General features: G+C 37.6%; 17 protein-coding genes and 1 pseudogene. 8 read left to right on the forward strand and 10 right to left on the reverse strand.

The features are described 5' to 3' along the window. Positions 1–44: 44 nt before the first annotated feature. The 4 genes and pseudogenes from AAIB49_RS04275 to AAIB49_RS04290 all read right to left on the reverse strand — a co-directional run bounded on the left by AAIB49_RS04275 (position 45) and on the right by AAIB49_RS04290 (position 4,005). On the reverse strand, positions 45–719 hold the full coding sequence (locus AAIB49_RS04275; protein WP_339216862.1) for a hypothetical protein: 675 nt from the start codon (positions 717–719) through the stop codon (positions 45–47). Positions 720–810: 91 nt separating this feature from the next. After that, positions 811–1,863, reverse strand: a pseudogene (locus tag AAIB49_RS04280) (C45 family autoproteolytic acyltransferase/hydolase). Between the two features lie 58 nt (positions 1,864–1,921). After that, on the reverse strand, positions 1,922–3,796 hold the full coding sequence (locus AAIB49_RS04285) for an ABC-F family ATP-binding cassette domain-containing protein (protein ID WP_343457305.1): 1,875 nt from the start codon (positions 3,794–3,796) through the stop codon (positions 1,922–1,924). 29 nt (positions 3,797–3,825) lie between these two features. Continuing rightward, entirely contained in the window at positions 3,826–4,005 is a 180-nt protein-coding gene (locus AAIB49_RS04290; protein WP_339216865.1) for a hypothetical protein, read from the reverse strand. A 193-nt stretch (positions 4,006–4,198) separates the two neighbouring features. Between AAIB49_RS04290 and AAIB49_RS04295 the strand changes: the two genes are divergently transcribed. Then, positions 4,199–5,191, forward strand: coding sequence for a DmpA family aminopeptidase (locus AAIB49_RS04295; protein WP_339216867.1), 993 nt, complete (start codon positions 4,199–4,201; stop codon positions 5,189–5,191). A 25-nt stretch (positions 5,192–5,216) separates the two neighbouring features. Here AAIB49_RS04295 and AAIB49_RS04300 read toward each other — a convergent pair whose 3' ends face one another. Both AAIB49_RS04300 and AAIB49_RS04305 read right to left on the reverse strand, forming a co-directional pair. Then, entirely contained in the window at positions 5,217–6,122 is a 906-nt protein-coding gene (locus AAIB49_RS04300) for an RluA family pseudouridine synthase (protein WP_343457306.1), read from the reverse strand. A 12-nt stretch (positions 6,123–6,134) separates the two neighbouring features. Beyond that, entirely contained in the window at positions 6,135–6,365 is a 231-nt protein-coding gene (locus AAIB49_RS04305) for an excisionase family DNA-binding protein (protein WP_343457307.1), read from the reverse strand. Between the two features lie 143 nt (positions 6,366–6,508). Here AAIB49_RS04305 and AAIB49_RS04310 point away from each other — a divergent pair, with 143 nt between their 5' ends. Further along, on the forward strand, positions 6,509–7,858 hold the full coding sequence (locus AAIB49_RS04310) for an alpha/beta hydrolase (RefSeq protein ID WP_339216872.1): 1,350 nt from the start codon (positions 6,509–6,511) through the stop codon (positions 7,856–7,858). Positions 7,859–8,187: 329 nt separating this feature from the next. On the opposite strand, the gene AAIB49_RS04315 is transcribed toward AAIB49_RS04310, so the two are convergent. Together AAIB49_RS04315 and AAIB49_RS04320 are read right to left on the reverse strand one after the other, a co-directional pair. After that, the gene (locus AAIB49_RS04315) at positions 8,188–8,613 is read right to left on the reverse strand and encodes a transposase (protein WP_339216874.1); all 426 of its coding nucleotides are present in this window, start codon (positions 8,611–8,613) and stop codon (positions 8,188–8,190) included. Between the two features lie 254 nt (positions 8,614–8,867). Continuing rightward, complete coding sequence (locus tag AAIB49_RS04320; RefSeq protein ID WP_339216875.1) at positions 8,868–9,518, reverse strand: N-acetylmuramoyl-L-alanine amidase; 651 nt, start codon at positions 9,516–9,518, stop codon at positions 8,868–8,870. Positions 9,519–9,613: 95 nt separating this feature from the next. Here AAIB49_RS04320 and AAIB49_RS04325 point away from each other — a divergent pair, with 95 nt between their 5' ends. Together AAIB49_RS04325 and AAIB49_RS04330 are read left to right on the forward strand one after the other, a co-directional pair. Then, positions 9,614–10,486, forward strand: a complete 873-nt coding sequence (locus tag AAIB49_RS04325; protein ID WP_339216877.1) for an AAA family ATPase — start codon at positions 9,614–9,616, stop codon at positions 10,484–10,486. A gap of 15 nt (positions 10,487–10,501) precedes the next feature. Then, positions 10,502–12,409, forward strand: a complete 1,908-nt coding sequence (locus tag AAIB49_RS04330) for a vWA domain-containing protein (protein ID WP_339216879.1) — start codon at positions 10,502–10,504, stop codon at positions 12,407–12,409. 122 nt (positions 12,410–12,531) lie between these two features. Here the strand turns inward: AAIB49_RS04330 and pdxR are convergent, their stop codons facing one another. Then, a complete protein-coding gene (gene pdxR, locus AAIB49_RS04335) occupies positions 12,532–13,950 on the reverse strand; it encodes a MocR-like pyridoxine biosynthesis transcription factor PdxR (RefSeq protein WP_339216881.1) in 1,419 nt (472 codons plus the stop codon). Between the two features lie 121 nt (positions 13,951–14,071). On the opposite strand from pdxR, the gene pdxS reads away from it, so the two are divergent. The 4 genes from pdxS to AAIB49_RS04355 all read left to right on the forward strand — a co-directional run bounded on the left by pdxS (position 14,072) and on the right by AAIB49_RS04355 (position 17,810). Next, the gene (gene pdxS, locus AAIB49_RS04340) at positions 14,072–14,959 is read left to right on the forward strand and encodes a pyridoxal 5'-phosphate synthase lyase subunit PdxS (protein ID WP_339216883.1); all 888 of its coding nucleotides are present in this window, start codon (positions 14,072–14,074) and stop codon (positions 14,957–14,959) included. Between the two features lie 33 nt (positions 14,960–14,992). Further along, entirely contained in the window at positions 14,993–15,589 is a 597-nt protein-coding gene (gene pdxT / locus AAIB49_RS04345; RefSeq protein WP_339216885.1) for a pyridoxal 5'-phosphate synthase glutaminase subunit PdxT, read from the forward strand. 102 nt (positions 15,590–15,691) lie between these two features. Next, positions 15,692–16,114: a DUF2500 domain-containing protein gene (locus AAIB49_RS04350; protein ID WP_343457308.1), complete on the forward strand. Its 423-nt coding sequence runs from the start codon at positions 15,692–15,694 to the stop codon at positions 16,112–16,114. Between the two features lie 94 nt (positions 16,115–16,208). Further along, entirely contained in the window at positions 16,209–17,810 is a 1,602-nt protein-coding gene (locus AAIB49_RS04355) for an amidohydrolase (RefSeq protein WP_343457309.1), read from the forward strand. Between the two features lie 30 nt (positions 17,811–17,840). Here AAIB49_RS04355 and AAIB49_RS04360 read toward each other — a convergent pair whose 3' ends face one another. Further along, a complete protein-coding gene (locus tag AAIB49_RS04360; RefSeq protein ID WP_339216889.1) occupies positions 17,841–18,575 on the reverse strand; it encodes a sulfite exporter TauE/SafE family protein in 735 nt (244 codons plus the stop codon). Positions 18,576–18,583: the final 8 nt, after the last annotated feature.

The following is an 18,583-nucleotide window of genomic DNA, read 5'->3' on the forward strand; positions in this document are numbered from 1 at the left end:
ATAACTTCTTAATTAAAAAAGAAGATCCTTAAAGCAAAAGAACTTTAAAGATCCTCCTCAATTCGAAATAGTACTTTGTATTTTTGTTCATCAAATAAATCGGTAACATGAACTCGTTTTCCATGACCAAAAATAACCTCTGTATCGGTCATCGCGACTACCATTGCTTTCGTATTTTGCTCAACATCTAAAAAGACATCCCCAACAACTGGTTTTACGACATCCTCATCACTATCGGTTAGGTAGGTTATCGATTCATCTTGAATTTGCTGCTCCTCTGGTACTAAGCTTTTATCATAGTAGGCAATTTCTTGACTAGCATCCGCTTTACCAGGAACCATTACAACATATTCATTATGTTTTACACCATTATCCCTAGTTGTCACAACATTACCGTCTTCCACACTAGCCACTTTTTCAATAGAATTTAACGAATAATGGTCTAGTAAATCTGGTGCAGGCTTTGTAATTAATATGTAATCACCAGGATTAGGTCGTCTACTCTCGTCAATCGTGTATCGTTTTCCATAAAAAATAAATGTATCATTATGCTTTGGCTTATATAAAGTAATCTCATTAGCGCTTGTTAGGACTTGTTTCATATCCTTTAGCCGATATAAATGGACCGACTTCTTAAACATCGGTTTTACCGTATAAACTTTGTGCAATTCATTTTGATAAAAAACAAATTGACCTTTCCGAACCTGAAAAAGCTTCATCAGATTTTCCTCCTAAAATTATGAATACAATTTAAAATAACTATTCTTATCTTTTGTCACATTATAATATTTAAACATACTATCATCAAATTCAACGTACATTCTTATCCATATGCACGAATGGCAAGTCAGTATCCACTTTCCCTAATATCCGTTTTAAATTTATTTGCTCTCCATTTAACCATTTTCCAAAATCAAAGATGATAGGTTCACGGTCGCCACCTAATGCAAACCAGGCTTTTAATTCTTTTGGAAAATAAGCAGAAGTATGTATGGTTCCAGACCAGTTTTTATATTGGTTTGAAAATACTCCTTTATCGGAATCATTCATCATTCGAAAAGCTTGATAGGCATTTGTTACATGGTGTTTCTGTGTTTCGATGGCATCCATTCGCTTATAGGAATCTACTAAATGATGACGATTTTCATGTGTCATGATTTCGAAATGGTTCGTACAAACATTCGACCTTCGAACCTCGGTTCCCCGTGGTGTCGCCTCCACAATAAATGTTTCTCCCGATTTATCTAATACAATATAACTGAAACTATGACGATGTGGGACTTCCTCCAACATATCTACTGCCTCTTCGACTGTTGCGCAATTTTCCAGAACCATCCTGCCAATCATATTACAAATAAAACCGTCGCCTGGTTTCTTACGATGCATGAAATTATAACCAAGGCTTAGACCTTTTTCATTCATTCCGTCCATTCTTCCTGTAATCCTTTGCGAAGGACCAATGACAGCATAGCCTTGATCGGTCGGTGAAAAAATCGTATACCTTCCTTCATATGTTTTAGGATGGTAATCATAATTGCGTATCATATAATCTGAATCAGTAAAAATAGAGCATCCACTTCGCTGATAATGTAGTCGGTATCCACCAAACTCACGTAGTACCTCTTGCATATCCCATTGTAATGCATCACGTAAACCGAGTAGCTCTTCCCAAATACCTGGTGCAAATGGAAGGATGGCTTCCTTTACTTCCTGTTCTTAAATTATAAAATGAGCTCTCCGTATTTTCCAAATTCGTCTACGATTTTCAATGATTAAAGAATCTTTTAGCATCTCACCCTGTTTATAACCAAAATCATAATGCGTGCCACGGAATTGAATTAAGTCGCTGTAAATTTCCTTCAATTTGATCATCCCTTTTTGGAAATAGGATAGAATATACACTCTATCTTGTTAGGCTTTTTTACTTATTTTCAAATTCTTCTACTAAAATGGATAGCTCTTCCCAGCGTTCCATCTTCGTGTTCAGTTCTTCTTCCACTCTTTGCTGTTCGGCAAATAGTTTCTGGACCTTCTCCGAATCACTTCCAGCTTCTACAATGCCTGCTTCTAGCTCGGTAATCTTTTCTTCGAGTGCTGCGATTTGATCCTCGATTTCGTTCCATTCTTTTTGTTCCATATACGAAAGCTTCTTTTTTTGCTTTGGCTTCTGTTCTGCTTTTGTTTCTTTTACTTCCCTTTTTACGGTTACCTGATGCTTCTCCAAGTAATCACTGTAGTTACCATAGAACGGGCTTATTTTACCTTTCCCTTCAAAGATTAGCAATTTTTCAACGACGCGATCGAGAAAATACCGATCATGGGATACTGTTATAACAACGCCAGGAAAATGGTCTAAATATTCTTCCAAAACACCTAATGTTTGAATGTCTAAGTCGTTTGTCGGTTCATCTAGAAAAAGAACATTTGGCTCTGTCATAAGTACCTTCAATAGATATAGGCGCCTCTTCTCCCCACCGGATAGCTTGCGAATATAATTATATTGCTCAGACCGTGGGAATAGAAAGCGTTCTAGCATCTGTTCTGCCGTTATGACATCGCCTTCTATTGTATGGATGACTTCAGCTGTTTCCTTTATAAAATCAACTACACGCATCTCCCCGTCTAGTTCTTCCTCGCCTTGGGTATAATAGCCAATTTTCACCGTATCACCAATGATTACTTCTCCATGATCTGGTAACAAGCGCTTGGCCATCATATTTAAAAGAGTTGTCTTCCCTGAACCATTTGGCCCAATAATACCGATACGGTCACCCGGAATAATAAGCTGGCTAAAATGCTGTATTAGCTGTTTTCCTTCGATTGATTTAGCTATATCCATTAACTCGATTACCTTTTTACCTAATCGAGTAGAACCTACCTGGAACTCAATACTGTTTTGATCCGTATGAAAGGTCTTTTCCTTCATTTCATGAACACGATCGATTCTAGCTTTTTGCTTTGTTGTACGTGCTTTAACCCCGGCTTTTAACCAAGCTAATTCACGCTTTAGAATATTAGCATGCTTTTGTTGATTACTTCGCTCTAATTCTTCTCTCTCTGCCTTTTTCTCTAAGAAAATCTCATAATTTCCTTCATACGAATACAGATTTCCCTTATCCAACTCTATTATTTTATTGGTTACACGATTTAAGAAGTATCGATCATGGGTAACGAGTAAAAGCGCTCCCTTAAAGCTCTGCAAGTATTTCTCTAACCATTCTACTGTTTCATTATCGAGATGGTTGGTTGGCTCGTCCAGAATCAATAAGTCAGCTGGTTGAATTAACGCTTTGGCTATCGCAATCCGTTTACGTTGGCCACCGGATAATTCGGTAACCTTTTTATTAAAATCAGTAATACCAAGCTTCGTTAAAATCGTTTTCGCTGTTGTATTAGCCTCCCAAGCCTCTAATTCATCCATCCTTTGCTGGACTCGCATTAGTGCTTCCTGAACTTTCGTATTCTCTGGATCTAGTTCTAACTTCTGTAGCGCCTTCTCGTACTCACGCATCACCTTCATAATGGCAGCTTCACCATAGTAAATTTGTTCGATAACGGATAAATTCGGGTCTAATTCCGCTTCTTGTGGTAAGTACTCAATCCGGTAATCCTTAGGATATTGAATTGATCCAGCATCTGGTGAATCCAGACCTGCAATTACTTTTAGAAAACTAGATTTTCCTGTACCGTTTACACCAATTAATCCTATACGATCATGATCTGTAATCGTATAAGATATATTTTCAAATAAAACCTTATCACCATAAGATTTATATATATTTTCAATCGTTAGCATAGCAGGAGTCCTTTCTTGCCTTTCAAAGATTAATTTGATTTTTTTCTATTACGAATCAGTTCCTTTACTAACAGTACAACTAATAATAGTAGCCAGGATGTTACTAAATAGAAAATCATTTTACTCATTTGGTCCATATCCTGAACGAAAAACACCATTCCAACCCAAATGATGGCGATAATCAAGATTTGGTAAATTAATGGTTTCATATTCATTTCCCCCTGTTAAAAACCTATTTATAAGTTTACATTACCACAGGTTATTTTACCATTTGTTCGGTGTAGTTCGAGCTCCAGAACACTATCTTATTTTCTCAATCAAACAAGCTCTGAAGAATCCACGTGATTATCCAGGTTATTTCGTACATAATATAAGTAACACGTTTATAATGGGGGAATTTCAATGGTACTACAAAAGGGGAAAAAGAACTGTATAACAGATGTTGAGGGTGTACAAGTAGGACATAAAACATTATACGAAAAAGTGAATCAAGAACAAACCATCTGTACCGGTGTCACCGCTATCCTACCACATTCAGGCAATCTCTTCTATGAAAAGGTACGGGCTGGCTGCCATGTCGTTAATGGCTACGGAAAAACAAGTGGGCTTGTCCAAGTGGAAGAGCTAGGCTTTATTGAATCACCTATTATGCTTACCAATACGTTAAGTGTTGGTCCTGTCATGGAGGGTACTGTTACATATATGCTTCAACAGAATAAAGAAATAGGTACCTCTGCCGGAACATTAAATGTGGTCGTTGGGGAATGTAATGACGGCTTCTTAAATTCAATGCGACTTCAAGCTGTCCGACCGAATCATGCTATCGAAGCAATTGAAAATGCAAGCAGTAGTGCTGTTCAACAAGGTGCTGTCGGCGCAGGAAAAGGCATGATTTGTTTTGGGTATAAAGGTGGTATTGGTACAGCTTCTCGAGTCGTTACAGCGTCCAATGAAAAATACACGGTTGGTTGTCTCGTTCTTAGTAACTTCGGTGATAGTCAAGATGCATTATTTGCAAACTTCCCTAAGAAGAAAAACCCTAACTCAACAGATGGATCTATTATGATGATTATTGCGACAGATGCGCCTTTATACGACAGGCAATTAAAGCGAATCGCAAAGCGTACTGCTGCAGGACTTGGTCGTGTTGGCAGCCATATGGATAATGGGAGCGGAGATATCGCAATAGCCTTTACAACAGCAAATCCCTCTGCTCATAATGTCAATGGTCACCTGGAGTCTATCACATACTTACGTGACGATGACCAAGCAATGAATCAATTATTCCAAGCTGTAGCTGAAGCAATCGAAGAAGCTATTATTAATTCGTTAAAGTATGCAGAAACAACGGAAGGACAAAATGGAAGAGTAATTGAAAAGGCACCACTAACATAATGTGGTGCCTTTGGCCTTTTTAGGATTACCTCGATTTTGTCAAAAACGACTTCGGCATATCTGATCTAAATAGCATGAGCTGTCCTGTCACTGGATGATGAAAGGACAGTATTTTGGCATGAAGACCTAATCGACCTATTTCATTCGTTTTTGCTCCATATTTCTTATCTCCAACGATGGGATGTCCAATGTCGCTTAAATGAACACGTATTTGATTTTTTCTACCTGTTTCTAGGTTTACCTCGACTAAGCTAAATTGGTCATTCGATTGGATTTTTCGAAAATGTGTAATGGCAAATTGTCCATCCTTATCTTGAACAGAGTACATTTTATGAGTTTTACTTTCTTTCAACCAGGATTTCACAGTTCCTTCTGGCTGCTTTAATTCCCCTTCTACTAGCGCCACATAAGTACGCTCTTGAACGAGTTCCTTCCAATTATCCTGGAGCTTTCGTTTTACTTTCTCACTTTTGGCAAACATCATAACACCAGAAGTTTCCTTATCGAGACGATGAACAACAAATACACGATTTCTTGGATCACTACGTTTTACATAATCCATTAGCTGATGTAACGCCGTGTTCTTCTTTTCTGTTTCTGTAGCGATAGACAATAATCCTGCATCCTTCTCAATGACAATAATCGAATTATCCTCAAATAGTATTTTCATCCCGATTAATGTACTTTCCTTCACCGCTACTTTATTTTTTAGTACACTAACAACTTGCCCGGGTTGAAGGGGGTAGTTATGCTTTGTTTCGATATGGTCATCTACCTTTACTTGTCCCCGTGTTAGAATAGATTTTACAGAGTTTCTACTCCTACTATCCATCTTCTGCAATAAAAAGGCCAATAATTCACTTGGTTCATTTACTTTAAAATTAAGTGTACCACTTCTCGTAGGCTTCGCATTTTTTCTATTTTGTGACATTCAACCATTCTCCTAGTCTTCATCTTTTACATCCACATCTTCCGGGATAGGGGTATTCAAGTATTCTTGAATCATCAGTCTATATTTTTCCACTTGTTCTAAATGAGTAGTGAACTGCGTTTTGTTTACTAGGAACTGTTCTCCATCATGTATGGCACGAATTTTTCCTTGTAGAACTAAAGACTTCACCTTCGCTTCATTCATGGATAAATATTCTGCTAGCTCTGGTATGGTAACATACAACGTAAACACCATCCTATCTTGTATTTATCACTAAAAGCGACTAACCAATCTTAACTTTACTAAGTTATTCAATAGTAAAATTTTCCTATGTATAATATAATTACCACATATCTTATTATTATTTATAGGGGAATCACATATATATGCAATTGGAAATAGATCATATTCAGATTCATTATCAATTATATAACACACGTAGTGAGCAATCCGAATATATCCTGTTGTTGCATGGGTTGGGACTAGATTTAACGATGTGGGAACCAATTATACCATATCTCCAAGATCATTTTAACATTATCACATTTGATATGAGAGGGCACGGTAAAACAAAGGCAGATACATCCGTGATTACTTGGGATGCACTCGTAAAAGATTTACATGCACTCATTACTACATTCAATATTCCTAAGTTTCACGCAGTAGGATTGGGAATCGGTGGGAATCTCGCAATAAAATATTTAGAACAATACCCTGAGAAGGTAGATAAGCTTATTCTGACATCTGTTTATATGTATTTTCCAAAAGAAGTGACAGCAAAGCAGCTTCAAAAAAGAAAGCAATTGGTTACAGATGGAAAACTATCTGAACTAGCTAAAAACTTAATCCATAAAATCTGTCACAATCTCACACCAGAGAAAGAATATTTATTAATGAAAGCCTATAGTAAAGTTGATCAACGAACCTATTTTAATTTCTTTGAAATGCTAACCAAAACGGTTTCGTTAGAGGAATTAAAGAATATTGATCGAGAGGTTTTATTAATTCAAGGAGAGAAGGATCCACTATTTCCTATTCAGCAAACCAACTTATATCAAACATGCCTGAATAAATCAGCAAGCTATGTTGTTCCAAATGCATCTAACCTTGTACCACTGGATAATCCATATACATTCACTACACTTGTATCGAATTTTATTAAAAACGGTTTATCCAATTCGTTTACTAATATAATCGAGCAAGAATTTATCAAAAATATCGACTACTTAATTTCCAAAAATTTCAATACTTTGGATATAAACATAATCAATGGGTTTTCAGTGAAATATCAAGGAAAAGAAATTACCGATAAGTGGAATCAGCGAAAAGCTAAAAACTTGCTAGCTTATTTGGCCTATCATAATTCTGCTTCTAGGGAAGCATTACTTAATGAGTTTTGGGGAGAAATTGATCTAGTTAGTGCGAAAAATAATCTACGTGTAGCATTAAATCATCTTAAAAGTATCTTACAAAATCACGGACTTGATTGTCATCTCAGTATTGGTCGTGAAAACATTAGCTTAGTAGGCGATATATCTTTCGACTTACTAAATTATATGCAATTACTTTACGGATGTGTTCTAGAGAAGGACCTTGAAAGGAAAAAGTCAATTTTCATCGAACTGATGAGCCAATATAAAGAAAGAATGTTCATTGACTTTTATGATGAGTGGCTATTTGCTATTCAAGATGAAATTGATCAGCAACTCGATAAAATAGTAAGATCACTTAATTAGGAATCAAGGAGAACATAAAAGTCTTATCCGCATGTAGCCAAACCGTAATAGGCTATCCTCACGCCCGAGATTTTTTACTTACGGTTACTCCCAAGACATGGTCGACATGGGATTGGAGTATATTATTTGTATTTTTCAAGCTGGGGAGGTAGGTTACTATTTGGCCAAGTTGTTTCCAACCTTGCCCCGAGGAAGTACGCTGTTACATGCATTAAATTAGAGGGGATCACGTTTTTTCCATCGTGCCCCTCCTTCCGCTACCGTCTACGTGAGCGAATACAGTGTTTTATCCCGCCTTTACTATCATCTTAATGATAGCAGGAACCTTGCTAGTTTATTCCTTGACGCTCTCTATATTCATGAAAGCTTACTTCTGATACATCTAATGCATTACATAGGACTTCGATAGGATACTGCTTTTCTAAGACTTGGATTGCTTTATATTTTTCTTCCTCACAGTGAAGTAAAGTCTCTATGTATGTTTTTAAAGCTTCTACTTCCAATTTCAAATGCTGTAACTGCTCTTCAACCTTATTATTTTCCAATGGCTTTGTTGTTTTTCTGATAGGTCTATCGAATGCTTCAGGACCATTCTTTTTATATTTTTTGATCCATTCATAAACATTATCCCGATGTCTTATTCCTAAATCAGCAATTACCTCTTGGACAGGTTGATCTTCTTCTAGAACTCGTCTAATAGCTTCTAGTTTTATCTCTTTTGTATATCTGCTATATAGTTGTCTTTTCTTTGTCAAAACCCATCCCCCTTACGACAAACACTACTCCCCCTAGCGTTTTTACTTATTGATCATGACGTAATTTATTTTACAATATGCATCATTACACAATCATTACAAAATCCTCATGTAGCAGTATCTATTCTAGCTCCAGTAACTCCTAGCCACTCCTCTAGCAATGTTTCATTATCTATAATTTATATCTCCTCCCCTTCATTGCGTCACCTATTAATACGTTTATCCTATAAGAATTGTTTCAAGATAATGGAAATTTAGTAGTTAATTTTTTCCCAATCAAATAAATTACCTGGATCAACCTTTCTTCCGGGAGCATAATCCTCATGACCAATCACATGGTACCGACTACGGGGAATCGTTGGATAACGCTTGTGGATATCATTTAGTAATAAGGACAGGGCTCTATACTGTGCTTCTGTATAACCTATAAAATCATCATGGAGGGAATCATAGATTTCCTCTGATACAATAGGAAGCATTTCTTCCCGAGTGCCTATCCCCATTAATTCAATCCCCATACTATATTCATTCAAATTATGGGGGAAAAATGGAAGGTACGGAAAGCTACTTCTACCAGCGTGAAAAGCTACGCGATCCTCTGCAACTAGTTGATAAACTGCACCATCTCGATCAATCAAGTAGTGTGTAGACACGCCATATTCCATTAATAACAGATAAAGATCAACTACTTGGTAAGGATTTTCCGGATTAGCTACAACATTGCTTAAGGAATGGATAACGATATGTGTAACCTCCTGCTCTCTAGGTACAGACAAGGTAGGTGGTAAATAGAGTTCCCTTATTTCTGGCAGCAGAGCCGCTTGTTCTAACTCTAATGCAGATAATTTATAGGGAGAGGACCATACTAGTATCAGGAATACGATAATCATTCTAAGATGTCTCATTTCACATCTCCTCTACTTTAAATCTTGCTATCAAACATTCCTTTTGTGATTCAGGTTAAAAAAGCTTACAATGTTCAAGGAAAGGAGATACCAACATGACAATAAACTACTCATTACCCAACGAAATAACAGCATTAATAAACGAAAAAAGAAGCCATTCTGATAAATTTCAAGATTTAATTAGACAAGGTGGGTATATGCCACCTAATAATGACCTGTTAATTGATGCCATTACTGCCCTTAGCATGGGCAAAAACGTATTATTAAAAGGTCCTACAGGAGCAGGAAAGACTAAATTTGCAGAAACCCTCTCTAATCTTTTTAATCAACCTATGTTTAGTGTGAACTGCTCAGTTGATTTAGATGCAGAAAGCTTACTCGGATTTAAAACATTATCCTATCAAGGAGAAAAACAAGTAATCGAATTTGTTCCTGGTCCAGTTATTAATGCCATGACAAATGGAACATTTCTATATATTGATGAGGTAAATATGGCTAAACCAGAGACATTACCTCTTATTAATGGTGTGCTAGATTACCGAAGAACGATAACAAATCCGTTTACCAATGATGTGATTACAGCAAAAGAAGGATTTGGTGTAATTGCTGCCATTAACGAAGGGTACATTGGTACTGTCCCCCTAAATGAAGCATTAAAAAACCGCTTCATTGTGCTAGAAATTCCATATATTGAAGGGGATCAATTAGAGCAACTAATTAAGACAAATACTCAGTTAACCGATGCAAAACTGATTGAACGCTTTGTGAAATTATCCTCCGATTTGATTCAAGCAGTTGTGCAAGGAAAGCTGTCTGAGGATGCCGCATCCATTCGCGCATTATTAGACGCGTGTGATTTAAGTGTCTTGATTCCACCAAAAAGAGCCGTCCTCCGCTCCATCGTGGATAAGTTAGATGAGGAAAGAGAAAAAGAGTTTGTGAAGAATTTAGCAGAAACTTATTTTTAGATAGGAGAATGCAAGATGCATGTCTTTAATGATGCAAGAGTTGATACCAGTCTATTCTTACAGCTTCAAGATCTTGCTAACGTCTTATCTGGTGATGCTACGATTAAGTTCGAATATAACTTCGGTTCTATCGTAGATCTTATCGATTACAAGCTCACTGCAAGTCGCTTTTGGGATAATACTAGTTATGAAATCAAAGAAGCTGGCTTAAAAACGGATGTCTATTTACGAGCTATAGGAACATTAAGGCACTCGACCATTCCTGAAATGAAAGCCTTTCTCGATCAAATAACAGAATCACCGTTACCTAAATTCGCCTATCAGCTGTTTGCTTTACTAGAGGACTTACGACTGGAGGAGATTATTAAACATGATCGACCTGGGACAACAAAAGCCTTTGCCATTCGTAGAGATGCATATCAGCATTACTTTTCTAGTCAGTTGGTTGTGAATGCGACGAGAAGCTTTCCCTTGGATGAGCTTTTTTGCTTAATCTATTTACAACTGGTATCAGATCGTCCAAATCCTTCCTTCCCTAAAGCAACGGCTGGACAGTTGCAGAAGTTGGAAGAATTAAAACCATTTCTATTCGAATTATTTGAAGCTAGAAGTACAGCGGATATAACAAGAATAACCGAACAAATTGTATTTCGTTTATCTGAGTACAAAGATACACTGAATGAATACTTTGTTTTTCCAGTTAGTCATGTGGAACGGTATGAGAAAAACACTCTTTTTGATGAACTGACAAGAACTGATTCATTAAATAATGATGATTTTGAAGAGGTGGATCAAGAGGAAAGTGAGTACTTTGACCAAGAGTTTTCCACCTGGCATCGGGAAAATAAAAATGAAAACCGTAAGCAAAATTTCTTACAGTTCGAATTAGAACAAGGGACAAATACAAGTATTTTAGGTGGTGGAGCTCGAGAAACGGAAGAGGGAGACCAAGCGGTAGCCTCTATTCAGGGAGCATCTAGCCAAAGCAAAGAGAACGATTACTCTGAAATGGAGGCACTAGAAAAGGATGAATCCTCTAAGCAAAGCGGAAAGACGGATGAATTTGGTGAGGAAAACAGGGATGCTATAAAAATAGATAAAGAAGCTAGTCCCCCAACACAAGAAGAAATAGAAGACTATCAACAATTTGTAAAGGATATTGAACCATACAAACGCAAATTAGCCAAAACAATTGAGAAAACGATTGAGCATAAAAAGAATGAACCACGGCGTGATCTCGTTTTCGGTAGATTATCGAAGAAGCTTTTACCGATTATTACGGACGATAACCCAAGAGTATTTTATAAGAAGAATGAAGATACGAATGAGTTTGATGCTGTATTTACCCTTCTCGTTGATTGTTCTGCATCCATGCATAATAAAATGGAAGAAACGAAGCGCGGAATAGTCCTCTTCCATGAGGTATTAAAGCATTTGAAAATTCCTCATTCTATCATCGGGTTTTGGGAAGATGCGAATGAAGTTAAAGAAGGCTATCAACCTAATTATTTTCACCGTATTCATACCTTTACGGATTCTTTTTATGAACAGAACGGGCCGAAAATCATGCAGTTAGAACCTGAAGAAGATAATCGTGACGGATTTAGTATACGAGTAATTTCGAAAGAGCTTGAAGCTAGAAGAGAAAAGAATAAATTCTTACTCGTTTTTTCTGATGGGGAGCCTGCCGCAGCCAACTATGACCAGAACGGTATAGTGGACACGAATCTAGCTGTTTCAGAAGCTCGTAAAAAAGGTATTGAAGTAATTGGTATGTTTTTAGCGAATGGTGAAATTGAAGAACGCGAAGACCATACTATGCAAAATATTTATGGAAGAGAACGAGTGATGATTCCTAGTGTAGCTGATCTACCTGAACATTTTGCACCGTTATTAAAAAAATTACTACTGAAGACCATTTAAGCTAATAAGTTCCTGTAGGCTACGTGAGACCCCTTCTTGAGGAGTCTCGCAGCCCACTGGTACTAAGGTAGACCTAGACGAGAAGTAGCTGAAAAATATAAATCTCACCCTGACTGATGATGCTATTGGGAAGACGATTCTAGCTCTCTACCCCAGCAGGTTAGTAAACTTGTAATAGCTGTTTCTAGCTCTGCTTCAGGTATCCCAGCGAAACCTAATAGAATTCTCGGAAATGAGCTAGATTGCTTTTCGATGGTATAGTTTGATAATGGGTATATCTTAAGCTGCGCATCTTTTGCACGCTGGACTAGTTTATCCTCCTTCCAGCCATTCCTCACCTCTAATACAACATGAAAGCCAGATAAATCACTTATTACCTCGACCACATCAGAATATGGCCTTAACAGGTGCAATGTTTTTTCCATCTTTCTCCGATAGACCTTACGCATGCGATTCAGATGTCTTTCAAAATCCCCTTCTTTCATAAAATGAGCGAGGATATGTTGATCAATTCTTGATACGGTACATTGAAAAAAGGACAGTTCCTTCTGATATCGACTTAGGAGCGACTTCGGTAATACCATGTAACTTATTCGTATAGATGGAATTAATGATTTGGAAAATGTGCCTAAATAAATAACCTTCTCTCTCTTATCCATGCTTTGTAAGGATGGAATAGATTTTCCACTGTAACGAAATTCACTATCATAATCATCTTCAATAATATAACGTTCATCACCACCCATGGCCCAATTTAATAATTTTATCCTTCTGTTTGCCGACAGAACTGATCCATATGGGAAATGATGAGATGGTGTTACATACATAATATCGATTGGGGAAGCTTCTAAGGAGTCTACTATTACTCCTTGGTCATCAACTTCTAATGGTATAACTTCATTTGGATAGTTTTTCAGAATACGAGAAATGACATGGTAGCCTGGGTCTTCCACACCGTATACAACGGATTGCCCCAATAATAAAATCAGCTGCTGTAGGAGCGTCTCAATACCCGCTCCAAGAATAATCTGTTCTGGAGAACAGTGCACCCCCCTTGCCTGATAAAGATAATGAACAATTTCTTCTCGTAGGACATACTCCCCTTGCCTGTCTCCCATTAATAATAAAGATTGATTTTCTATATCAATACTATTTTTGGCATGCTTTCTCCACTTAGCATATGGAAAATGTTCTGTATCAATCCAGCTCGGATGAAAATCATACCGAATTGGCTTTTTGCTCTCGGCGGATTGGTGATGCATGGGATTGATTTCTTGTACATATTCTAAGTCCTCCGAGGCTAAAACAAAATATCCTTTCCGAGGGACCCCTTCGACATAGCCTTCTGCAACCAATTGTTCATATGCAGTTTCGACTGTATTTTGACTAACCTTTAGAAATTCGGACAGCTTTCGTTTAGATGGTAGTTTTGTATTATGGGGAATTTGACCATTCATTATTTCGGTTTTGATATAGGTATATAGCTGTTCGTACAATGGAACTGCACTTTCTCGGTTCATTTCACATGATAACATCTTCATCCTACCCCTCCATTCTGGCATCATCAAATTATGTAAAACTGACACTTTCAACAATGCCAACTACTTTTTATAATAAATTAACATTCAAATAAATCAACTCATTAAATAGGGAGTGTTACGATTGGAAAAATTACTAGGCACAGAAACAGTAAAGCGTGGAATGGCACAAATGCAAAAAGGCGGCGTTATTATGGACGTTGTTAATGCAGAGCAGGCTAGAATTGCAGAGGCATCTGGCGCAGTTGCAGTCATGGCATTAGAGCGTGTACCGTCTGATATTCGTGCAGCTGGTGGTGTAGCTAGAATGGCAGACCCTCGTATTGTTGAGGAAGTAATGAGTGCTGTAAGTATACCAGTAATGGCAAAAGCCCGTATTGGACATATTGTTGAAGCTAGAGTGCTTGAGGCTATGGGTGTGGATTATATTGATGAAAGTGAAGTACTTACACCTGCTGATGAGGAGTTTCATCTACTAAAGCGTGATTTTACTGTTCCATTTGTATGTGGATGTCGTGATCTTGGTGAGGCTGCAAGAAGAATTGCAGAAGGAGCCTCAATGCTTCGTACTAAGGGGGAGCCCGGGACAGGGAATATTGTAGAAGCTGTCCGTCATATGCGTAAAGTTCAAGCGCAAGTTCGTAAAGTGATCCATATGAGCGATGACGAGCTGATGACAGAAGCGAAAAATCTAGGGGCACCTTATGACATATTAAAGGAAATTAAGGAAGCTGGGAAACTACCTGTCGTTAATTTTGCTGCAGGTGGTGTTGCAACACCTGCTGATGCTGCTCTTATGATGGAATTAGGCGCAGATGGTGTCTTCGTTGGTTCTGGTATCTTTAAATCAGAGAATCCACAAAAATTCGCCAGTGCAATCGTCCAAGCTACTACCTATTATAAAGATTATGACCTAATCGGTCGATTATCAAAAGAACTTGGCACTGCAATGAAAGGAATTGATATTTCAACACTTAGCCAAGAAGAACGTATGCAAGAGCGTGGCTGGTAAAAAAGCTATGTTTGCTAGGAAGGATGTGTCATAATGAGTGGGCTTGTAATTGGTGTACTTGGCTTGCAGGGAGCTGTAAGCGAGCATATTAACCAAATTGAAGCTTCAGGTTGTAAAGGGGTTATCGTAAAAAAGCCTGAACAACTTAAAGAGATTGATGGCTTAATTCTCCCAGGTGGAGAAAGTACTACAATGCGTAAACTAATTGATCGATATGGTTTTTTTGAGCCATTAAAACAATTTAGTAAACAGCGTAAGCCTCTGTTCGGTACTTGTGCAGGCATGGTCCTTGTCGCAAAAGAGCTTTCAGCATCATCTGAAGCTCACTTACAGCTAATGGATGTGTGTGTAAAACGAAATGCTTTTGGTAGGCAAAAGGAAAGCTTTGAAGCAGTACTACCGATAAACGGGCTTGACCTACCTTTTTCTGCTGTATTCATTCGAGCTCCATACATTGAGAAAGCAGCACAGCATGTTGAAATTCTCGCAACCTATGAAAACCATATTGTTGCAGCTAAACAAGATCATATTCTAGTTACTGCGTTTCATCCAGAGCTGACAAACGATACACGCATGATTGATTTTTTTATTGATATGGTAAAGAAATCAAAAAATACTGTCGCATTATAGCTAAAATACTAGTCTGAGTATTCAGACTAGTATTTTTATGTTATGATTCGTTTGGGAACTTCTTTACCGTTTATTCCGTATTAATACAAAGGGGGAATGATTATGGTACCATTCGAATCGGATTTTCATTCTGGGGTAGATTTTTTTGATTTTTTTCCTGTAATCTTTGGCATTGTATTTATGATAATAATTGGAACGATTATCTTTAATGCTGCAAAAGGGGTTGGACAATGGAGTAAAAATGAGCAATCACCTGAGTTATCTGTTCCTGCTATAATAAAAGCAAAAAGAACAGAAGTAGATAATTTCCACCACCACAATCACGATATTCATCATCACCACATACATTCTAGTACAAGCTATTATGCAACCTTTGAGTTTACTAGTGGTGATCGAGTTGAATTTTCCCTATCAGCTAAAGAATATGGATTGCTAGCCGAAGACGACCTCGGTATTCTAACCTTTAAGGGAACACGATTTATTCGGTTTGAGAGAAATAAAGAGATACAGAATCACGTAACCTAACCGCTAGCTAGGAAAACAGCTAGTATTTTTTCTAACTATACTATATGATTACATCTATATGAGAATAAATTTAAACTCGAAAAAGGAGAACCTTATGTCGCATACAATTGATTATATTATTTCTAGTAATGCCGTTTTTACAGGTACTACGTCATCCCCTATACAGGCTGCTGTTCTCATTTCCAATAATAGAATTGTAGATGTCATTGATCAACAGCATATCGAGGAATATATTTCGAATCAAACTAAGGTTATTGATTTTGATGATAAACTGATTATGCCTGGCTTTCATGATTTTCATATCCATCTGCTGTTAGGCAGTATGTTAGAAGATAGTGTGTCATTATCTGAAGCTCGTTCTGCAACAGCTGTTGCAGATCTAGTAAAAGAATATGCAGATAAGCATCCGGATGCACCACTCATTATTGGTAGTGGCTGGGATGATAATACTTGGAATACGGCGGAGCAAGTCGATAAAAAGTACTTAGATGTGGCCATTCCAGATAGACCTGTAATACTATATCAAGCAGAGTTTCATAGTGTTTGGGTTAATAGTGCTATGTTAGAGCTTGCCGGTATAACAAAGGATACAATGAATCCAGACTTTGGTGAAGTCATAAAAGATGAAAACGGAGATCCAACTGGATTATTACTAGAACATGCCGTTGGGCTCGTTACAAACGCAATGCCAATGAACTTAAAAGATAAAGAGCAGCTCCTTGAGAAATTCTTACGTGAATCGTCCCGATATGGTATTACTTCGGTACATGACTTGCTGAGATTACCAGAGATGAGTACAGAGGAAGCAGCTATTTATGCAGATTTTGAACAAAAGGGCAAGCTGACAACACGTGTACACTTTGTAGCACCGTTAAATGGCGATTTAGAAGAAGCAAAACGACTTCGTAATACGTATCATTCTAATATGGTACAGTTTACTGGATTTAAACAATTTATAGATGGGGTTATTACTAGCTATACTGCCTATTTACAAGATCCCTATACGAATAAGCCAGATTCAATAGGTAGTACCGTTTATCCTGAGGAAAGCATTAAGGAATGGACGATAGCTGCTGATAAGGAAAACTTCCGTGTCCGCTTCCACTGTATTGGCGATAAGGCTGTAAAGCTTGCATTAGATACGTTTGAAGAAGCACAGAAACGAAATGGAAATAGAGATGCACGGCATGCCATAGAGCATATTGAAATGATTAGAGAAGAAGATATCTCACGTTTCCAAGAATTAGGTGTGCTTGCTTCCATTCAACCAGAACATATCAATGGTTCTTCCTATGATGTATTTGAAGAATTGATTGGGAAGGAACGTATGCAGCGTTATATGCTACAAAAAACACTGATGGATCATGGAGCTACATTAGTTTACGGAAGTGATTATCCTGTTGTTGGTTTAAACCCTTTAACCGCTATTTATCGCGCTATAACACGACTAGATGACGAGAAAGTGGTTTGGAGTGAAGACGAGAAAATTACGCTTGCTGAAGCACTAAAGGCATATACCTATGCACCTGCCTATGGCTCATTTCGGGAAAAAGAACTCGGCACTTTAGAGGCTGGAAAATTAGCTGATTTAATTGTTTTGGATAAAGATTTATTTACAGTAACTCCTGAAGAAATAAAGACCGCCAATGTCATATTTACTATGGTGGATGGGAAGATTGTATTCGAAGGTATGTAAAGCCAGTTCAAAACGAGCTGGCTTTTTTCTTTATATCATATTCTCCACAAACACTTGAACGATTAGAGCTAGAGTCACGATACGTAAAATTGGCTTCATATATGCTGGTTTAATTTTTTCAGCTACTCGAACGCCAATTTGCGCTCCGATGAATGACCCACAAAGCAGCGCAAGTGTTAAACCCCACATAATCTTCCCTGATGCAATATACATCAGAGCTGCACCAATACAGCTTGAGAACGTCGCAAAACGCACATAGCCTACCGCCTTAATATAATCAATCTTTAAGTAGGCAAAGAGATAAAGCATTAATGTCCCTTGACCAGGGCCGAATAAACCGTCATAAATCCCGATACCATACAAGCCAGGAATACTTATTTTAGTTGGTTTTAGAACATTACCACCTTGAAAATTCCGCTTTCCAATCATAGAAGTTATAAGTGCCAATAATAATAGGATAATGGCAATGATATAGAGATGTTCAGGATGGAGTAACGTTGCAATTAATCCTCCACTCAGTCCGCCTGTAATACTAATCGGAACAATCCAGTAGCATTCTTTCAGTGAAACCTTCTTATGCTTGAGCAAATGAAAAAAACTCGAAAAAGAACTAACCGTATTAGATACTTTATTTGCGCCAATTGCGGAGTGAATTGGTATTCCTAATAACAACATCATCGGAAGACTAATTAATCCTCCCCCACCCGCTACTGTCCCTAGAGTTGTAGCGATAATTCCTGTCAAAAAGATAAAAATAAGATCCATACTGAATC

The organism is Ornithinibacillus proteolyticus (genome assembly GCF_039581225.1).
Lineage (GTDB): Bacteria > Bacillota > Bacilli > Bacillales > Amphibacillaceae > Ornithinibacillus > Ornithinibacillus massiliensis.